General features: G+C 59.4%; 15 protein-coding genes and 1 pseudogene (1 of these 16 cut by a window edge). 12 read left to right on the top strand and 4 right to left on the bottom strand.

Annotated features, from left to right (window positions below):
• Positions 1-12: 12 nt before the first annotated feature.
• The 12 genes from FVQ81_13805 to FVQ81_13860 all read left to right on the top strand — a co-directional run bounded on the left by FVQ81_13805 (position 13) and on the right by FVQ81_13860 (position 13447).
• Positions 13-1050, top strand: a complete 1038-nt coding sequence (locus FVQ81_13805; GenBank protein MBW7997623.1) for a Gfo/Idh/MocA family oxidoreductase — start codon at positions 13-15, stop codon at positions 1048-1050.
• Positions 1051-1248: 198 nt separating this feature from the next.
• Complete coding sequence (locus FVQ81_13810) at positions 1249-2397, top strand: hypothetical protein (protein ID MBW7997624.1); 1149 nt, start codon at positions 1249-1251, stop codon at positions 2395-2397.
• Positions 2398-2410: 13 nt separating this feature from the next.
• Positions 2411-3091, top strand: coding sequence for a hypothetical protein (locus FVQ81_13815; protein MBW7997625.1), 681 nt, complete (start codon positions 2411-2413; stop codon positions 3089-3091).
• 109 nt (positions 3092-3200) lie between these two features.
• Complete coding sequence (locus tag FVQ81_13820) at positions 3201-5630, top strand: HAMP domain-containing protein (protein ID MBW7997626.1); 2430 nt, start codon at positions 3201-3203, stop codon at positions 5628-5630.
• Positions 5631-5641: 11 nt separating this feature from the next.
• Entirely contained in the window at positions 5642-6613 is a 972-nt protein-coding gene (locus tag FVQ81_13825; GenBank protein MBW7997627.1) for a response regulator, read from the top strand.
• A gap of 41 nt (positions 6614-6654) precedes the next feature.
• Positions 6655-6984 (top strand): response regulator, encoded by a 330-nt coding sequence (locus tag FVQ81_13830; protein MBW7997628.1) that lies wholly within the window; start codon positions 6655-6657, stop codon positions 6982-6984.
• Positions 6985-7239: 255 nt separating this feature from the next.
• Positions 7240-9600, top strand: coding sequence for a TonB-dependent receptor (locus FVQ81_13835; protein ID MBW7997629.1), 2361 nt, complete (start codon positions 7240-7242; stop codon positions 9598-9600).
• Positions 9601-9646: 46 nt separating this feature from the next.
• Positions 9647-10357 (top strand): hypothetical protein, encoded by a 711-nt coding sequence (locus FVQ81_13840; GenBank protein ID MBW7997630.1) that lies wholly within the window; start codon positions 9647-9649, stop codon positions 10355-10357.
• 167 nt (positions 10358-10524) lie between these two features.
• The gene (locus FVQ81_13845) at positions 10525-11067 is read left to right on the top strand and encodes a hypothetical protein (GenBank protein ID MBW7997631.1); all 543 of its coding nucleotides are present in this window, start codon (positions 10525-10527) and stop codon (positions 11065-11067) included.
• 45 nt (positions 11068-11112) lie between these two features.
• Complete coding sequence (locus tag FVQ81_13850) at positions 11113-11793, top strand: hypothetical protein (protein MBW7997632.1); 681 nt, start codon at positions 11113-11115, stop codon at positions 11791-11793.
• A 105-nt stretch (positions 11794-11898) separates the two neighbouring features.
• The gene (locus FVQ81_13855) at positions 11899-12588 is read left to right on the top strand and encodes a hypothetical protein (GenBank protein ID MBW7997633.1); all 690 of its coding nucleotides are present in this window, start codon (positions 11899-11901) and stop codon (positions 12586-12588) included.
• A 166-nt stretch (positions 12589-12754) separates the two neighbouring features.
• Positions 12755-13447, top strand: a complete 693-nt coding sequence (locus FVQ81_13860; protein ID MBW7997634.1) for a tetratricopeptide repeat protein — start codon at positions 12755-12757, stop codon at positions 13445-13447.
• A gap of 86 nt (positions 13448-13533) precedes the next feature.
• Here the strand turns inward: FVQ81_13860 and argH are convergent, their stop codons facing one another.
• On the bottom strand, positions 13534-14925 hold the full coding sequence (gene argH, locus FVQ81_13865) for an argininosuccinate lyase (GenBank protein MBW7997635.1): 1392 nt from the start codon (positions 14923-14925) through the stop codon (positions 13534-13536).
• A 42-nt stretch (positions 14926-14967) separates the two neighbouring features.
• Complete coding sequence (locus FVQ81_13870) at positions 14968-16194, bottom strand: argininosuccinate synthase (GenBank protein ID MBW7997636.1); 1227 nt, start codon at positions 16192-16194, stop codon at positions 14968-14970.
• A gap of 53 nt (positions 16195-16247) precedes the next feature.
• Positions 16248-16528: acetylglutamate kinase (locus FVQ81_13875; GenBank protein ID MBW7997637.1), on the bottom strand; the 281-nt coding region annotated here is incomplete at its 5' end.
• Positions 16450-16528: pseudogene (locus FVQ81_13880) on the bottom strand (hypothetical protein); it runs 473 nt beyond the window's last position. The gene FVQ81_13875 and the pseudogene FVQ81_13880, both read right to left, overlap by 79 nt.

Genomic DNA, 16528 nt, shown 5'->3' on the forward strand with positions numbered 1-16528 from the left:
CAGGAACCGGACATGCCACACGATAAAAATCCCAGTCTGGCCTGGGGCATAATCACCGCCGGCAAGATCGCCCGCAAATTCTGCAGCGGCGTGCTCCGCTCCCGGACCGGTTCGGTGGCCGCGGTGGCCGCCCGCGATCTCGACCGCGCCGAAGCTTTCGCCGGGGAGTTCGGAATCCCGCAATATTTCGCTTCTTACCAGGCCCTGATCGAGGAGCCCTCGGTGCAGGCGGTGTATATCGGCACGCCCCACCCCATGCACGCCGAGTGGGCGATTGCGGCCGCGAACGCGGGTAAGCACGTGCTGTGCGAGAAACCGATCGGGATGAACAGCGCCGAGGCCGGCCGGATAGTCGATGCGGCGCGCGAGGCCGGGGTGTTCCTGATGGAGGCGTTCATGTACCGCTGCCATCCCCAGACCGCCCGGCTGGTTGAGCTGGTGCGCGAGGGCCGGGTGGGCGAACTGCGCGCAGTCCGGGCCACGTTCAGCTACAAGGGTACTTATGACCTGAAGAGCCTCAAGCTCGACAAAAAACTCGGCGGCGGCGGGATTCTCGATGTCGGCTGCTATCCGGTCAGCATGACCCGCCTGCTGGTGGGGGCCGCCCACGGCAGTGATTTCGAGCAGCCGGTGGCAATCGAGGCGATGGCCTGTCTGGGCGGCGAGAGCATGGTGGACGAGTACGCCACGGCAATCCTGCGGTTCGACGGCGGGGTGCTGGCCCAGCTGGCCTGCGGCGTGCAGCTTGCGATGGACAACACCGTGACGGTGTTCGGCAGCGAGGGCCGGCTGGAGGTGCTCTCGCCATGGTTCTGCAGTGGTATCGAGGGCGGCTCGGCCAGTATCCTGGTTAAAAATACACTGGGCGAACTGGAAGAGGAAATAGTCACCTCCACCGCAGACTGGTTATATGCCATCGAGGCCGATACGGTGGCCCGCAATCTCGACCGCCGCCAGGCCCCGCCGCCGGCCATGACCTGGGACGACACCTTGGGCAACATGGAAGTCCTGGACCGCTGGCTGGAATCAGCCGGAATGAGCTACGACTAAAAAATATGACCCCGAGACGGCACTTATTGTTGCTCTACGCGTATGATTAAAAGCGAGATGGCTCGAGTCGCGGCTGTCGATTGATAATGTATCCCAATTTCAATAACAGTTGAATATCAACTGAAATTTTGATAGTATTACCACGGCTAAGGCGGCAACACTCTTACGATTTATCACTGGAACCTTGTGTAGCAAGCAATGACCGTGAACAAAAATTTCCTTCGGCTTGCGCTGGCTTTCCTGCTGACATTCGTGGTATCGCCGCGGCTGCGGGCGGCGGAGGTGGACTTTTCCTTCCTGACCACCCTGGGTTATACCACCTTTGACCGGGAAAGCAGGATCAACACGAACTTCCGCGGCGACGACCCGTTTAACCCGGTCCGGATTACCGCGTTCGCCGAAAGCTGGATCCACCCCCGCCTGGGGATATTTCTCGAATTCCTCTGGGATCAGGGCGAGTCCCACACCGGCACGGACACAAGGCCCCGTGTCAACGGCGCCTATGCGGTCGCCAGGCCGTGGGACTCCGACAGGCTGCTGTTCAAGCTGGGTCTGATACCAACGAATTTCGGCACCTGGGGCCCCCGGACGTATTCCGATGTAAACCCGCTGGTGGGTATCCCGCTGATGTACCATTACCGGACGCCGGCCAGCAGCAGGGAGCTGCCGGCAACCTACGATGAGCTCCGCGACCGCGCCGGCGCCAGGGGCCTGCCGATTCTCTACGACTCCTGCTGGCCGTTTGGAATCACCGCGTTCGGTTTCGCCGGTGATCTTGAGTACTACCTGATGCTGACCAAGGAAAGCCCCTCCAGTCCGCGTTCCAATACCAGCAAGGGCGGCAATCTGGCCGGACACCTGGCCTGGAACCCGTCGCCGGCTTTCACTCTGGGCGGCTCGTTCTCGGTGGGAAGGTATCTGCCGGGGGATGTCGCCAACCTGCCGGCCGGGACAGAAACTCACGACGTCCTGCAGAAAATTGTCGGCATGGACCTGCGCTACAGCCGCGGCTGGACCGAGATTCACAGCGAGCTGATCCGCAACTGGTGGGAAAACCCGCTGCTCGGCGAGGACATGCCCTGCACCTCGGGCTACCTGGAACTCAAGCAGAAACTCTCGGCAGGCTTGTATTTCGCCGCCAGGTACGACCGTATCGTCTATGACGAATTCAGCGACAGTTCCGGCGGAAAATTCACCTGGGGCGATAACCTCACCCGTTTCGAGACCGGGGCGGCATATAATTTTGCCCGCGGAATCTTGCTCAAGCTGGTCTGGCAGCATAATAATTACGAAGACAGCGGCGAGAATGTCGATCTGCTGAACACCCAACTCGTGCTCACTTTCTGACCGGGCGATACCCGTGCGCCTCTTGAAGCTGAACCATGTTCTGAGCGCAGTCCTGCTGGCCGCCCTCCCGGCTCTTTGCGCCACTGTCGAGGGCAAGGTTACCGTGCCGGTTGTGTCCGAATCACCTGCCGGAGCGGGCGGCGGGTATTCTCGCGGTGTTTACCGTCCCAGCGCAAAATCATCGGCTGGACAAGAGACCGGCAAGCCGGGCGAAGCATTATCCTTCATCATTGTCTGGGCGGAGCCGCTCGGAAAACCGGCTCAGTTCAAGGCCCCGGCCAAAAACCCCGCGATGATCCAGCGGAACAAAACGTTTGTCCCCCATGTGCTCCCCGTGCAGAGCGGCACAACCGTCGATTTTCCCAACCTCGACCCCCTCTACCACAACGTTTTCAGCTACTCCAGGGCCAGGCGGTTCGACCTGGGACTATATGAGCAAGGCAAGAGCAAATCGGTCACCTTCGACCAGCCCGGGATTATCGATGTGTTCTGCGAAATCCACGAGAGCATGCATGCCTACGTGCTCGTGCTCGAGACTCCCTGGTTCACCCGCGCCTCAGCCGATGGGATGTACAGCCTGGAGCTGCCTGCCGGCGACTACAGGATTTGCACCTGGATTCCCAGCCGTCACTGCGAACCAGTCGAGATAAAGCTTATCCAGTCCTCCCGGGAGCAGGTCGATTTCTCGTTTTGATTCAACCGCCCGTCCTCTGTTTCCGCACGAAGATATACCTGACCCGTTTGACACTCCCGTAAAGCGGGTGCTATAATTTCTCTGAACTCCTTTCAGGGAGCCGGACCGCGTGTTCAACAAGCTTCGCTACAGGATTGCAGCCTATTTCGCGGCGCTGATGCTGGTGGTGATGGCGCTGGTGCTGGTGGTGGTCAACGTGCTGATCAGCACGCACACCAACAGCGTTATCGAGTTGCGCTTCAAGGAAGCCAGCGACCTGTTCGAGCAGCAGTTAAAGAGCGAAACCAGGCGGCTCACCACTTTCGGGCAGGTTATCAGCCGCGCGCCCAGGCTGCTCGCCGCCGCCGCCACCGGCGACCACCAGACTGTTCTCGACCTGAGCCAGACCCTGCAGAGCCAGGTGGAAAGCGAACTGTTCACCGTCGTGGACGAAACCGGCCTGGTTCTGGCCAGGGTGCATGAACCGGATCGCTGGGGAGATGACGTCACCGGGGACCCGATGATCGCCGATGCGCTGGTCGGGTTTGCCCGGGCAGGGCTCGTGGTCGATTCCGGCAAGCTCTACCAGGTGGCCGCCGTTCCGATGGTCAGCGGGGGACAGCGTATCTCGGGAGCGCTGAAACTGGGCCTGGAAATCGACGACGAGTTCGCCGGGCTGATGAAAAACCTGACCGGCACCGATATCACTTTCCAAATCGATAACCGGGTTGTCGCCAGCAGCCTGCCGGCGGCCGAAAGGGCGCACTTCGGCGATTATATCGCCAACGAGTCCTCCAGCAGGAACGCAGCGGAAGACGACCGGGGCGCTGCGGCCTCGTTCGATGTCGCCCTGGAAGGCGAACGCTACCGCTGCGCTGTTGTCGATCTGCCGCTGGAGGGCGCCCGCTACGTGATCCAGCGCTCGATCGACCGGGAAAAGGGTTTCCTGCTCCAGATGCAGTGGCTCCTGGTGATTGTCGGCTTGATCGCGCTTATTACGGTCAGCGTGGTCAGTGTCCTGCTGGCCCGGACTATCGCCCGGCCGGTCAGCCAGCTGGCCGAGATGAGTTCCAGGGTCGCGGCCGGAGAGCTGGACGTCCGCTTTGTGCCCGCCACCAATGATGAGATAGGTGCGCTGGCCCGCAGTTTCAACCACATGACCGACCGCCTGCGCGAATACCTCGAGGAGCTGGAAAACCATCGCCGCAACCTGGAACGCAAGGTCGAGGAACGCACCGCCGAACTGGCGAGCGCCAACCAGCAGCTCGAAATCCGCAACATCAGGCTCAGCGAACTGAGCGAGCTGTCCCTGGCCACTTACGAGGACCACGACATTCTGTTCAATACGATCACCGAGCGGGCACGCACCCTGCTGGGCGCCGAGGTGGCCGTGCTGGGCCGGCTGAGCGAAACCGGCAGCCAGTTCCTGGCCGCCAGCGGAATCGCCCGCGAAGAGCTCGAGGAGGAAAGCTGCCTGGGACAACTCAGGAAAATTTACGAACAGCAGCCTGAACAGGAAATCCTGATCAGTTCTCTCGATCCTTCTTCGGAAGACGGTGCCGGGGGGGACGTGAAGTTCGATTACCGCAGTTACGTGCGCGTCTCGATCATCGTCAACGACGAGCGCTGGACCTCGCTCTGCCTGCTCAGCCGCCGGGACGATGCATTCTCCGGCCAGGATATCGAGGTCCTGGGTATCCTCCGCCGGATACTCTCCACCGAAATCGAACGCTCGGAGTGGGAGCGCCAGATCCTGGCCTACGCCGCCGAAGTGGAAAAAGCCAACAAAGCCAAGAGCGAGTTCCTGGCCAACATGAGCCACGAACTGCGCACCCCGATGAATGCCATTATCGGCTTCAGCGAACTGATGGACGGCGGGGCGCCGGGTGAGCTGAACGACAAGCAGAAACGCTATATCTCCAACATCCGCTCCAGCGGCAAGCACCTGCTGGGGCTGATCAACGAGATTCTCGACCTCTCGAAAGTGGAGGCCGGCGTGCTTGACCTCAACCCGGAACGATTTATCATATCCGATGCGCTGGCCAACGTGGAATCCCTGATCCGCGGCTATGCATCAAAGAAACAACTCAAAATTACGTTCAAGACCGGAGAAGGGCTGAAGACCCTGTACGGAGACCAGACGAGGTTCAAGCAGATTCTCTACAACATCCTCTCCAACGCGGTCAAGTTCACCCCCGAGGGCGGCAGGGTTGAATTGAACGCCTCCCTGCTGGAAAACCCGGCCAAGCTGGAGCAGACCAGCCGGTTGCCCGCCGGACAATACCTGCTGGTATCGGTCAAGGACAACGGCGTCGGGATCGCCCCCGAAGACCACGATAAAGTCTGGGGAGAGTTCCGTCAGGTCGACAGCAGTTACGCCCGTAAGCAGGAGGGCACGGGCCTGGGTATGGCGCTGACCCGCAGGCTGGTCGAGATGCAGGGCGGCCGGATCTGGTTCGAGAGCGAGGAGGGCAGGGACACCACGTTTTATTTCACCTTCCCGCTCGATGGCACCGAGGCGCTCCGGGACCTCTCCACCGAACAGAACACAACTGATTAAAGGACGGGAAGATGGCAGACAGGGACGAGCTGGCGAGTGGTCTGATTCTGGTGGTCGACGACCAGCCGCTGAATGTCGAGCTGCTGGAAGCGGACTTGAGCGAGTACGGCTACGAGGTACTCAGTGCATACGACGGCAAATCGGCGCTGAAAAAGGTTGAAAGCAGACAGCCTGACCTGATACTGCTGGACGTGATGATGCCCGGAATGGACGGATTCGAGGTCTGCCGCCGGCTCAAGAGCGACCCGGAAACCATGCTGATCCCGATCGTGATGGTCACCGCGCTGTCGGAAAAATCGGACCGGATCAAGGGTATCGAGGCCGGCGTTGACGACTTCCTGACCAAACCCTACGACCGCCAGGAGCTCCAGGCACGGGTCAAGAGCCTGCTGCGGGTCAAGCTCTACACCGACGAGCTGGAGCGGGCCGAGGCGGTGATCAGCTCGCTGGCCCTTTCGGTGGAAGCCAAGGACTCCTACACCGAGGACCACTGTGGCCGCCTCAGCCGCTACAGTGTCAAAGTGGGCGGCATGTTCAATTTGCCCCATGAGCAGCTCAGGGCGCTTCGCCTCGGCGGCATTCTCCACGATGTCGGCAAGATCGGGATCCCCGACGCGATCCTGCAAAAGAAGGGCAAGCTCACTGACGAGGAATTCGCGACCATGCGGGAGCATCCCATGATCGGCTTCAATATCTGCAAACCCCTGCGCTCGCTTCGCCATGTCCTGCCCATTATCCGCCACCATCACGAGCGGCTCGACGGCAGCGGGTATCCCGACGGGCTCAAGGGCGAGAAAATCCCGCTCACCGCCCGGATCCTGACCGTGGTGGACGTCTACGACGCCCTGCGTACCGAGCGGCCCTACAAACCGGCCTATGACAAGGAAAAGACCCTGGCTATCCTGGACGAGGAAACCGGAAAAGGCTGGTACGACCCCGAAGTGTTGAGCAAGTTCAAGAAAATCGAACTGGAGGAACAGTGAGCGACTCTCCGCCCGTTGCCCTCGTTGTCGAGGACAACGAAATGAATATGGAGCTTATCCGCGACGTGCTCGAGTTGGCCGGGTTCGAGCTGCTGTGCGCCATCGAGGCCGCCTCCGCACTCGAAATCGCCGCCGAGCGCCTGCCGGACGTGATCCTGATGGATTTCCAGCTGCCCGGCATGAACGGTCTCGAAGCCACCCGCCGCCTCAAGGCCAACCCGGTAACTGCCGGGATCCCGGTGGTGGCGGTTACCAGCCACGCGATGAAGGGAGAGCGTGAAGCGGCCACCGAGGCGGGCTGCGCGGCCTATTTCCCCAAGCCGCTGGATGTCACCACGTTCGCCGCCGAAGTGAAAAAGCTGCTGGTTTGACTCCGCTTCCGATGTGGGGAACGACCGCCGGAGCTTGGAGATTAACTACCGGACCCGCTCCGCTGTGCCATCAAGGCGGGGCCTCTGGTTTCCTTCCACCGGCGTTCAGCTTATCGCTGACATTCTTAATGTGAGGAAAAATCCGGAACATTCGGAAGTGACTGCGGTAATAATTGGCGCGGTTTGCGGATTCCCGCCAGCTGGAGCCGCATCTGGCTTCGGGCTGCAGAAAGCCTTGCAAGATAATTGCTGTCCATGCAAGTAATCATACCGTTATTACTTTTTGCGCGGACCCCGGCGGATCGGCCGCCCTCCCGCGAACAATCTAGCCTGCGCCACTCCGGCGCCGGAGATTTGACCAGGTTTCTCCCAAGGGAGCTCCCCATGAATCGCATTCTCTGTCTGGTCATGCTGTCAGCCTGCTGCTCCGTTCTGCATGCCGCCAATACCGGCATCGTCCGCGGGACCGTTCTTGACGAGGCTGGCGAACCGCTGACCGGCGCCCAGATCACTATCCGCCAGACCAGACTGGGTGCGGTATCCACCGAAACGGGCAAGTTCGAGATCAGGCAGGCTCCCACCGGCTACCGTCAGGTGATAGCCGCGATGACCGGTTACCGCTCCAGCTTTAAAACGGTCTATATCAACGCGGACAGCGTTACCGTGGTTGATTTCGAGCTGGTAGAAGTGGTGATCCCGATGCCCGGGATCGAGGTCAGGGACACCATGCCGCGCGTATCGGTCACCGCTACGATCATCCCTATCGATCTGAAGAAAGTCCCTGCCGCAGTCGAAATAATCAGCTTTGAAAGAATCCAGGAAATGGGCGCGATGACCGTGGCCGACGCCATGATGGAGGCGCGCAGCACCTACCTCCAGGGCGACGAGGACCGCGGGGTGTCGGCCAGCCTGCGCGGGCTGCGCTCTACCCACACGCTGGTGCTGATCAACGGACGCAGGGTGGCCGCCGGACTCCGCGGCAACGTCAATCTCGACGACCTCTCCACGGCCATGATCGAGCGGATCGAGATCGTGCGCGGACCCAGTTCGGCGCTCTACGGCAGTGATGCAATCGGCGGCGTGGTGAACATTATCACCAAGAAACCGCCCGAGGATATGTTGGCCGGCATCTCCTTTCGCTACGGCCAGAGCAAGTACGGCGAGGCCGCCAATCCGTTTGTCAAAGGTTATATGACCGAGCGCGCCGGAAAACTCGGTTACTCGCTTTACGCCAGTTTCGACCGCGAGAGCAGTTTCGACCGCTACGAGGAGACTCCCTGGACCGACGGGGACGAGAAAAACCTTCGCGCCGGCGGAGTGGAATTATCGTTCGATCTCACCCCGCGCCAGTTGATCCAGGGCGGTTTCGAAAGATCGCTGGTGAAACGCACCGGAATCAGGCCCTACTTCTGGGGCGACGGGCGACGGGTGGATACCAACAACCGCAAGTCCCTTTTTGCCGAGTATAATTATGTTGTGCCCGAGCGGGCTGAATTCCTGGTCCGGGGCAACTATTACAGGTTCAACACAGCAATCGCGGTCTATCCCGAAATTTTCGGAGACGATTTCAATCCCTACACCCAGACCGATACCGACTACGAGCTGTTCCAGGACCTCTACCAGTTCGAGACCAGATTCAGCTACACCTTTACCGAAGGCAACTATCTGACGGTGGGCGCCGAGGTCAGAAAGGATAACCGGGAGGACAACTCCAGCGAGTACGACGTGGACAACAACGCCGTGTTCATCCAGGATATTTTCCAGCCGTTCGAGCCGCTGCTGTTCGTGCTGGGGGCGCGTTACGATGACCATTCCCAGTTCGGCACCACCTTCAGCCCCAAGGCCAGCGTCACGCTCTCCCTGTTGGAAAACCTGCGGATCAAGGGTGTTTTCGGCCGGGGTATCCGGGCGCCGAGTGTCTATGAGCTCTATATCGAGTCCCCGACCAAGGAAAGCCTGATCAGGCCCAACCCCGACCTGACCGCCGAAAAATCCGACACCTGGGAAATCGGCCTGGAGGGCAGTCTGAGGCGGTTCAGCGGCGACGTCCGGTTCTTCCGCAACGACCTCGAGGACATGATCAACCCGGTCACTGTCGGGTTCGACTCGCTATTCACCGGGGTCACGGGCGCGCAGTTGGAGGTCCCCTGGATTCGCCCCCTGCTCCAGTACCGGAATATCGAGCGGGCCATGAGCCAGGGCTTCGAGGCGGGAGTGACTCTCAAGATAACCGACAGGATCAAATTTTCCAACGACCTGACGCTGGTGGAAACCCGCAACAAGGCCACGGATAAGCGCCTGCTGAACAAGCCAGACCTGCTCAATACGGCGGTTCTGCGCTATGAACGCCTCGACTGGGGGTTCAAGACCGGTGTCAGATTGACCTCGGTCGGTTCCAGGATTATCTCCGACCGGTACAAGGCCGACGGCTACAGCCTGGTCCACCTCTTTTTCTCGAAAAGAATCGGCGAGCCTGTCGAATTTTTCGGCGGGGTCAACAACCTGCTGAACAACGATCCCAATATTTACGGGTTTATCGAGGGCGCCGGGTCGCCGGGCACGTATTTCTTCTTCGGCCTGACACTGGATCTCTGGGACCACAACAAAAGCTGGTAAGCGCACCGAGCCGATCGACAACCAAGTTGTGACCGAGGAGCCAGCCATGAAAAACGCAACTAGAGTGCTCTTTCTCTTTCTCTTCGCCCTCGCCTGCGGCGAAAACCGCGGAGACCCGATCTCCGCATCCATCAACCGCCAATTCGGCGGTTCACTGATATCCGGCGGACATCTGCCCAACGTGGCCGTTTCCGAAGATACCAAGTTCGATTTCATCCAGCTGATTCTTCAACAGGTTTGGAATTCGTACGATGAGTCTGTCCACGCTTTGGCGAAGATAGACGACAACGTGTCAGCCATTCGCGTGCTGGGTAATTTTAAAGGACATACCGTGTCGGAAAAAATATTTCCGGATGAGTCTAGCCTTAATTCCGACGATCCTCCCTCCAGCGAGGACAGCGCGGCGGGGATACCGAATTGGGAAGAGCCTGGGTATACTAAGTCAATCTCACGGAGGCCTATCTCCGGCCTGCTAGTAGTCTTCAATGACTTTTCCAATACCGGGCGGCTGTTTTACGGCGGTACAGTGGAATGTTATGGCAGCTGGAGCCCTAAATACGCTGGTTACAGGAAGTTGAATGGGGGGTTGTCCTTTTCCGGGGACTACTCCGGGACAGTCGAGTTCGACAATTTTCTTCTGGAACAGAGCAAGCTTTTGGACTTTAGCAACCCCAATGTACCGGTCAAGGGTAGTGTGACAATCGTGTCCGGTTCCTCAAGAATAATTTTCAACCCATACGGCCCACTACTCCCTTGACATACAATGATTTATCTGCTTAAAGCGAGGAAAATATGATGCTCCGGACATCCCTTGTACCATGTCTCGCGATGTTTATCAGTATTATGGCCTGCAGCAGCGACCGCGGCGATCCCCTGGCTCCCGGCGGCGGCGGTTCGTTGTCTCCCGGAGCGGGTAGGGCCAACTTGGCTGTTGACGAATCGAACAGGTACCGGGCTACCCAGTTCTTTTTCGAGGATATCCGTGGCCACTTCAACAAGACCCTCGCCATCATAACCCACTCCGACACCAGCGAGGCCATAAGGGTCATGGGCAACCACAACGGTTACGCGCTGGCCAGGGCGTTAGTCGGAACCGACACTACAGCAGTACCTGCCGTTCTGGTGGAATACGTTAACTACTACTCCGAAACAGGAATGCTTTTTTACGCCGGTGGATTGGAACTGTTTGGCGAATGGAGATATATCGGCGGCGCTAAACGAATGTCTAAATTCATTGTGAGGGGAACGACAGACATAAGTGGAGATTACGCCTGTCAGCTTACGTTTGAAAACTTCCATATGGCGCTCGCCCCCAACGGGCTGGTGCTGAACATGCAAGCGATGATAGATAGTGTGGCTAAATATGGCCCGACTAACTCGCTTCCCCTCGCTGGAACGGTGATAATCACTTCCGGTTCAGAAACTATCAGATTCAACCCTTACTTTTTCGATTACGGTCCGGGCTGACGCAGTGTGCTGGAGCAATCCCAGCGCTGGACAGGGAGAAAAACAATGTCACGAGTTTTCCTTCTGCTGATCTCCACCGCCTTCTGCCTTGCCTCCTGCGGCAGCGACCGCGGCGATCCCCTTGCAGTTTCCCCCAACGATCAGTTCGGCGGCTCGCTGGTATCCGGGGGACATCTGTCAAACGTCGACGTTTCCGAGGATACCAAGTTCGATTTCATCCAGCGGGTTCTCTTGCAATTATATGATACCTATTTCGAGGCCATTGGAGTAGCCTCCCGGGCCCCGGACCAGGAGCAGACTGTGCGGATTCTGGGCAGTTTCACCGGCAACGCCATGTCCAATATTACTATCCCCGGCAGTCCCCCCTCATCCGGGAACTCAATCTACAACCTGGAAATGGTGTTCAACGACTTCTCCAATACGGGCCGGCTGTTTTTCGGCGGGACCGTGGAATTTACCGGCGAGTGGAGAGTGGTGAACGGCAAGATAGTACCTTACATCGTGAAGTTGAGCAAAGGCCTGGCCTTTGCCGGGGACTACTCAGGGACGATTGAGTTCGATAATTTCTGGCTGGCTATCGATGCGCAGGGGAATCTGGTGGACCTGATCGCGTGGCTGAAAATTCCCGCGCTGGAGCGCCCCAGGCTCCCGTTCGCGGGTGGCGTGACAATCGTTTCAGGCTCATCCAGGCTTCTCTTCAACCCTTATTACAATCCGTTTGGCTAGGACGGCGGCAATCACTTCCGGTTCAGAAACTATCGGATTCAGCCCTTAGTTTTTCGATCACGTTCCGGGCTGACTTTAAGCCCGGCGCGGAGCATTGGACCAGCCATGAAAACACTGATTCTGATCCTCGCCCTGGCGGCCATCTCGCTCGGTTCCTCCTGCAGCAGCGACCGCAGCGATCCCCTTTCAATTTCCACCAACGAGCAGTTCGGAGGCTCGCTGACATCCGGCCAGAACCTGGCCAATGTCGCAGTTTCCGACGATACCAAAATCCAGTTAACCCAGCAGATTTTCCAGGAGCTGTACGACACTTATCTGGAGGCGCTCAGGGTTTCCTCGCAGGTCACCAACGATGAAGAGACCGTGCGGATCCTGGGCAGCTTCACCGGCAACGCCCTGTCAGATAAAGTGATCCTGAACAGCCTGGATACTCCGCAGGCCTCGGCATTCGACCTGAAAATTATCTACAGCGATTTCTCCAATACAGGCAGATTGTTTATCGGCGGTACAGTCGAATTCACAGGTATATGGGGCAAAGTCAACGGTGTATCCGTTCCGACCAATCTAAAGCTGAACAACGGAACAGCTTTTGCCGGCGATTACGCGGGCACGATAGAATTCGACAACATGAGGCTGGCTATCGACGAGACCGGCAACCTGATCGATCTGATCGAATGGATGAAACGCGGCCCCACGTTCACGCTCCCGTTCGAGGGCGGCGTGACAATCGTCTCCGGCTCCTCGCGAATCGTATTCAACCCCTATTCTGTCGATCACATGCGGAGTTCTCCTTAACAGGCATCCCGTCGTGAAAAACTGCATCCCGCCGGCTGATTATCATAAGTCCCCTAACTCCTTCAAGCACTTGCCAGTGCCCGTCCGGTATATTATATTGCCTTACCCGATGACCAATTGTTATCAAGGAATGTGACTGCCCCGCGGGCAAAAGGAGCAGGCTTTAATGAGCAGGAAAAGAATCAGTAAAAAAGAACTCAAGGAAGACGCCTTCGTCAGCGGTGCGTTCGAGGCGAGCCATTATATCCAGGAGCACACGAGTAAGATTATCGGCGGGATTATCGGCGTGCTGGTGTTGTCCGGACTGGCTTGGATGTACGTCAATTTCCGCGCCGAAACTCGCTCCGAGGCCGCTCTGACGATGTTCAAGGCCGAGGGGCTGTTTATCAGCAACCAGTTCAGCCTAGCAGCTGTTGATTTTGAAAACGTGGCCGACGACTACTCCGGTACCGAGCAGGGCCGCAAGGCCGTCTATTTTGCCGCCGACAGCTACTACAATTCCGGCGACTACGACCGCGCTCTGGAACTGTTCAACCGGTACATGGATGAAAACGGCGGTGACGATCCCCTGCTGATCAACTGCCTGGTCGGAATCGCCGCCTGCCACGAGCAGTTCGAGGAATACCCGCAGGCGCTGGAGAACTACCACCGGGCGCTGGAGTTGGCCGAGTACGATTTCCAGCGGGTCGAAATCCTCTCCAGCATCAGCCGCACCCATCGCCAGGCGGGCCAGGCCGAGCAGGCGATCGCGATGCTCGACGAGATTATCGAGTCGTTCCCCGATGACCCGCGCAACGGCGAGTTTATCGAAATCCGCGCCGAGCTCAAAGCAGGCCTCGCCGCCGGAACCGGCAGCTGAGCGTTACGAAATTCGATTCTGACAGAACAGCGGGGCAGGCCGGATGGCCTGCCCCGCTGTTTTCTTCGGATACGCTTGCGTACAACCTACTCCACGTCCAGCGCTTTCTCTTCGCCACCGGCCAGTGCGTCCGCCGCCGCGGCAAGCTGCCGCTCCACCGCTTCCGGCGCGGAACCGCCGCTGGCCTCGCGCGAGGCCAGCGACGTGTCGAAATCCAGTATTTTTCTCACGTCTTCCTCAAACAGTTCGCTCAACCGCTGATAGCTTTCCAGGGGCAGCTCGCTGAGGGCGGTGTTGCTGTCCTCGCACTCGCGCACCAGCTTGCCCACCACCTCGTGGGCCTGACGGAACGGCATGCCGCGGGCCACCAGGTAGTCGGCCAAATCGGTGGCCAGCTGGAACTCGTCCAGGCAGGCGCGCATCGTCTCGGCGCGGAACTCCATCGTGGCCACCACTCCGGCGGTGATTCTCAGCGAGTCGCGCAGGGTGTCGAACGAGTCGAACAGCGGCTCCTTGTCTTCCTGGAGGTCCTTGTTGTAGGTCGACGGCAGCCCCTTGAGTGTCGCCAGCAGACCCGTAAGCCTCCCTGTTACCCGGCCGCACTTGCCCCGCACAAGTTCCAGCGAATCGGGGTTTTTCTTCTGCGGCATCAGGCTGCTGCCGGTTGTGAACGAATCGCTAAGCGCCACGAACGAGTACCCCTGGCTGGAATAGACAATCAGGTCCTCGGCCAGGTGCGCCAGGTGCACCATCGCCAGCGACGCCGCCGAGATGAACTCGACCACGAAATCACGGTCGCTCACGGCGTCCATGCTGTTGGCGCTCACCCGGCCGAATCCCAGCTCGCGGGCCAGAAACTGCCTGTCGATACCGATCGCGTTGCCGGCCAGCGCACCCGAACCCAGCGGGAGTTCATCGGCGCGCTCGGCTGTGTCGCGGAACCGGCCCCTGTCGCGCTCGAACATCCAGAAAAACGACAACAGGTAATGAGCCGCGCTCACCACCTGTGCCTGCTGAAGGTGTGTAAAACCGGGCATCAGGGTGGACACGTGCGGACGGGCCTGTTCGAGCAGTTCGGTCATCAGCATCCGCAAATCCCGGTCGATCTCCCGGCAGGCGCATTTGACCCACAGGCGCATGTCGGTGGCCACCTGGTCGTTGCGGCTGCGGCCCGTGTGGAGCTTGCCGCCCACCGGACCGGCGATCTCGGTCAGGCGGCGCTCGACCGCCATGTGGATATCCTCGTCCTTTTCGCTCCAGCTGAACTTGCCGCTCTCGATTTCCTCGGCCACCTGGCGCAGCCCGTCGTCCAGCCGCCCGCATTCCTCGGCCGTAATCAGTCCGGCGCGTTCGAGCGCAGCGGCGTAGGCCCGGCTGCCGGCGATATCCTCGCGCCACATCCGCCGGTCGAACCCGATCGATGCATTGAACTTAACCAGCAGCGGGTCGGTCCCTTCACTGAACCTCCCGGCCCACATCTTGCCCTTTTCCTCAACCACCGTATTATCTCCCGGCTCTCGCTATTTCGCCCGCCGTCCGGTGGGCCTGGCTCCCTCGCGGTCCAGAATCGCCTCCACTGTCAGCGGCAGGCCGAAAATATTGATAAACCCTTCGGCGTCGTGCTGGTTGTAGACATCCTCCTCGCCGAAAGTAGCGTACTCCTCGCGGTAGAGCGAGTGCGGGCTCTGACGGCCGGCGGAGATGATATTTCCCTTGTACAGCTTGAACCGCACCTTGCCCGTGGCGAATTTGAGCGACTCGTTGATAAACGCATCCATCTGTTCGCGCAGCGCGGTAAACCACTGGCCGTTGTAGACCAGGCAGGCGTACTTCTGGGCGATCCGGTCTTTCCAGGCCAGGCTCTCGCGGTCGAGGCAGAGCTGTTCCAGCTCCCGGATAGCCGCCACCAGAATCGTGCCGCCGGGGGTTTCGTAGACCCCGCGGCTTTTCATCCCCACCAGCCGGTTTTCCACCATGTCCACCCGGCCGATCCCGTTGGCTCCGCCCAGCTCGTTGAGCTGCTCCACCAGTTCCACCGGCTTCATGCTCTTCCCGTCGATTGCCACCGGCACGCCCCGCTCGAAGGAGATCTCGACGTAGGTCGGCTCGTCCGGCGCGGCTTCGGGGGAGACGGACAGCTTGAACATCTCCTCTTTCGGTTCGTTCCACGGGTCTTCCAGTTCGCCGCCCTCGTGGCTGATATGCCACAGGTTCTCGTCGCGGCTGTATATTTTTTCTTTTGTAGCTTCCACCGGTATGTCGTGCGCGGCTGCGTAGTCGATCGCGTCCTCGCGGCTGCGGATATGCCACTCGCGCCAGGGGGCGATAATTTTCAGCGAGGGGTTGAGCGCCTTGACAGTCAGTTCGAAACGCACCTGGTCGTTACCCTTGCCCGTGGCCCCGTGACTGACGGCGTCGGCCCCCTCCTGCTCGGCCACCTGCACCAGGTACTTGGAGATCAGCGGACGGGCCATCGAGGTACCCAGCAGGTAGCTGCGCTCATAGACCGCGCCGCTTTTGAGCGTGGGCCAGATATAGTCGGTGACGAACTCCTCGCGAAGGTCGAGCACGTAGCACTTGCCGGCCCCGCTCTTTTTCGCTTTCTCCTCCAGCCCCGTAAGGTCTTCGCGCTGGCCCAGGTTGGCGGCGAATGCGATTACCTCGCAGCCCTCGTAGTTCTCCTTGAGCCAGGGGATAATTACCGAGGTGTCCAGTCCGCCGGAATAGGCGAGCACAACTTTTTTCACGTTCTTCTTCATCACTTCTCCGTTGCTCTCTGATCCATCGATACGAGTAAGTATTACTTCTCGATAACCGTGCCGGCCTCTTCGCCGGCCAGCCGCGCAGTCAGCCCGTCGATATCCGTGATCACCACGCGGGATACGCCGGCTTCCAGCGCGGCGATTCCCGAGCGGACCTTGGGGATCATTCCCCCGGCGATAATCCCGCTTTCAATCAGGCTTTCGGCCTGGTCCGGTTTAAGCGTTGTCAACTGGTATACATCATCGTAAATGCAGGGCACGTTGGTGAGAAACACCAGCTGCTCGGCTTTCAGACCTGTCGCCACCGCCCGGGCCACGT

Source organism: Candidatus Glassbacteria bacterium (assembly GCA_019456185.1).
Classification (GTDB): Bacteria; Gemmatimonadota; Glassbacteria; order GWA2-58-10; family GWA2-58-10; genus JAJRTS01.

Bases quoted from the DNA above. Each gene is read 5' to 3' on its own strand.
- FVQ81_13860 (MBW7997634.1), top strand. From the start codon at position 12,755: ATGAGCAGGAAAAGAATCAGTAAAAAAGAACTCAAGGAAGACGCCTTC.
- FVQ81_13810 (MBW7997624.1), top strand. From the start codon at position 1,249: ATGACCGTGAACAAAAATTTCCTTCGGCTTGCGCTGGCTTTCCTGCTG.
- FVQ81_13855 (MBW7997633.1), top strand. From the start codon at position 11,899: ATGAAAACACTGATTCTGATCCTCGCCCTGGCGGCCATCTCGCTCGGT.
- FVQ81_13840 (MBW7997630.1), top strand. From the start codon at position 9,647: ATGAAAAACGCAACTAGAGTGCTCTTTCTCTTTCTCTTCGCCCTCGCC.
- FVQ81_13825 (MBW7997627.1), top strand. From the start codon at position 5,642: ATGGCAGACAGGGACGAGCTGGCGAGTGGTCTGATTCTGGTGGTCGAC.
- FVQ81_13835 (MBW7997629.1), top strand. From the start codon at position 7,240: ATGCAAGTAATCATACCGTTATTACTTTTTGCGCGGACCCCGGCGGAT.
- FVQ81_13850 (MBW7997632.1), top strand. From the start codon at position 11,113: ATGTCACGAGTTTTCCTTCTGCTGATCTCCACCGCCTTCTGCCTTGCC.
- FVQ81_13805 (MBW7997623.1), top strand. From the start codon at position 13: ATGCCACACGATAAAAATCCCAGTCTGGCCTGGGGCATAATCACCGCC.
- FVQ81_13830 (MBW7997628.1), top strand. From the start codon at position 6,655: ATGAATATGGAGCTTATCCGCGACGTGCTCGAGTTGGCCGGGTTCGAG.
- argH (MBW7997635.1), bottom strand. From the start codon at position 14,925: ATGTGGGCCGGGAGGTTCAGTGAAGGGACCGACCCGCTGCTGGTTAAG.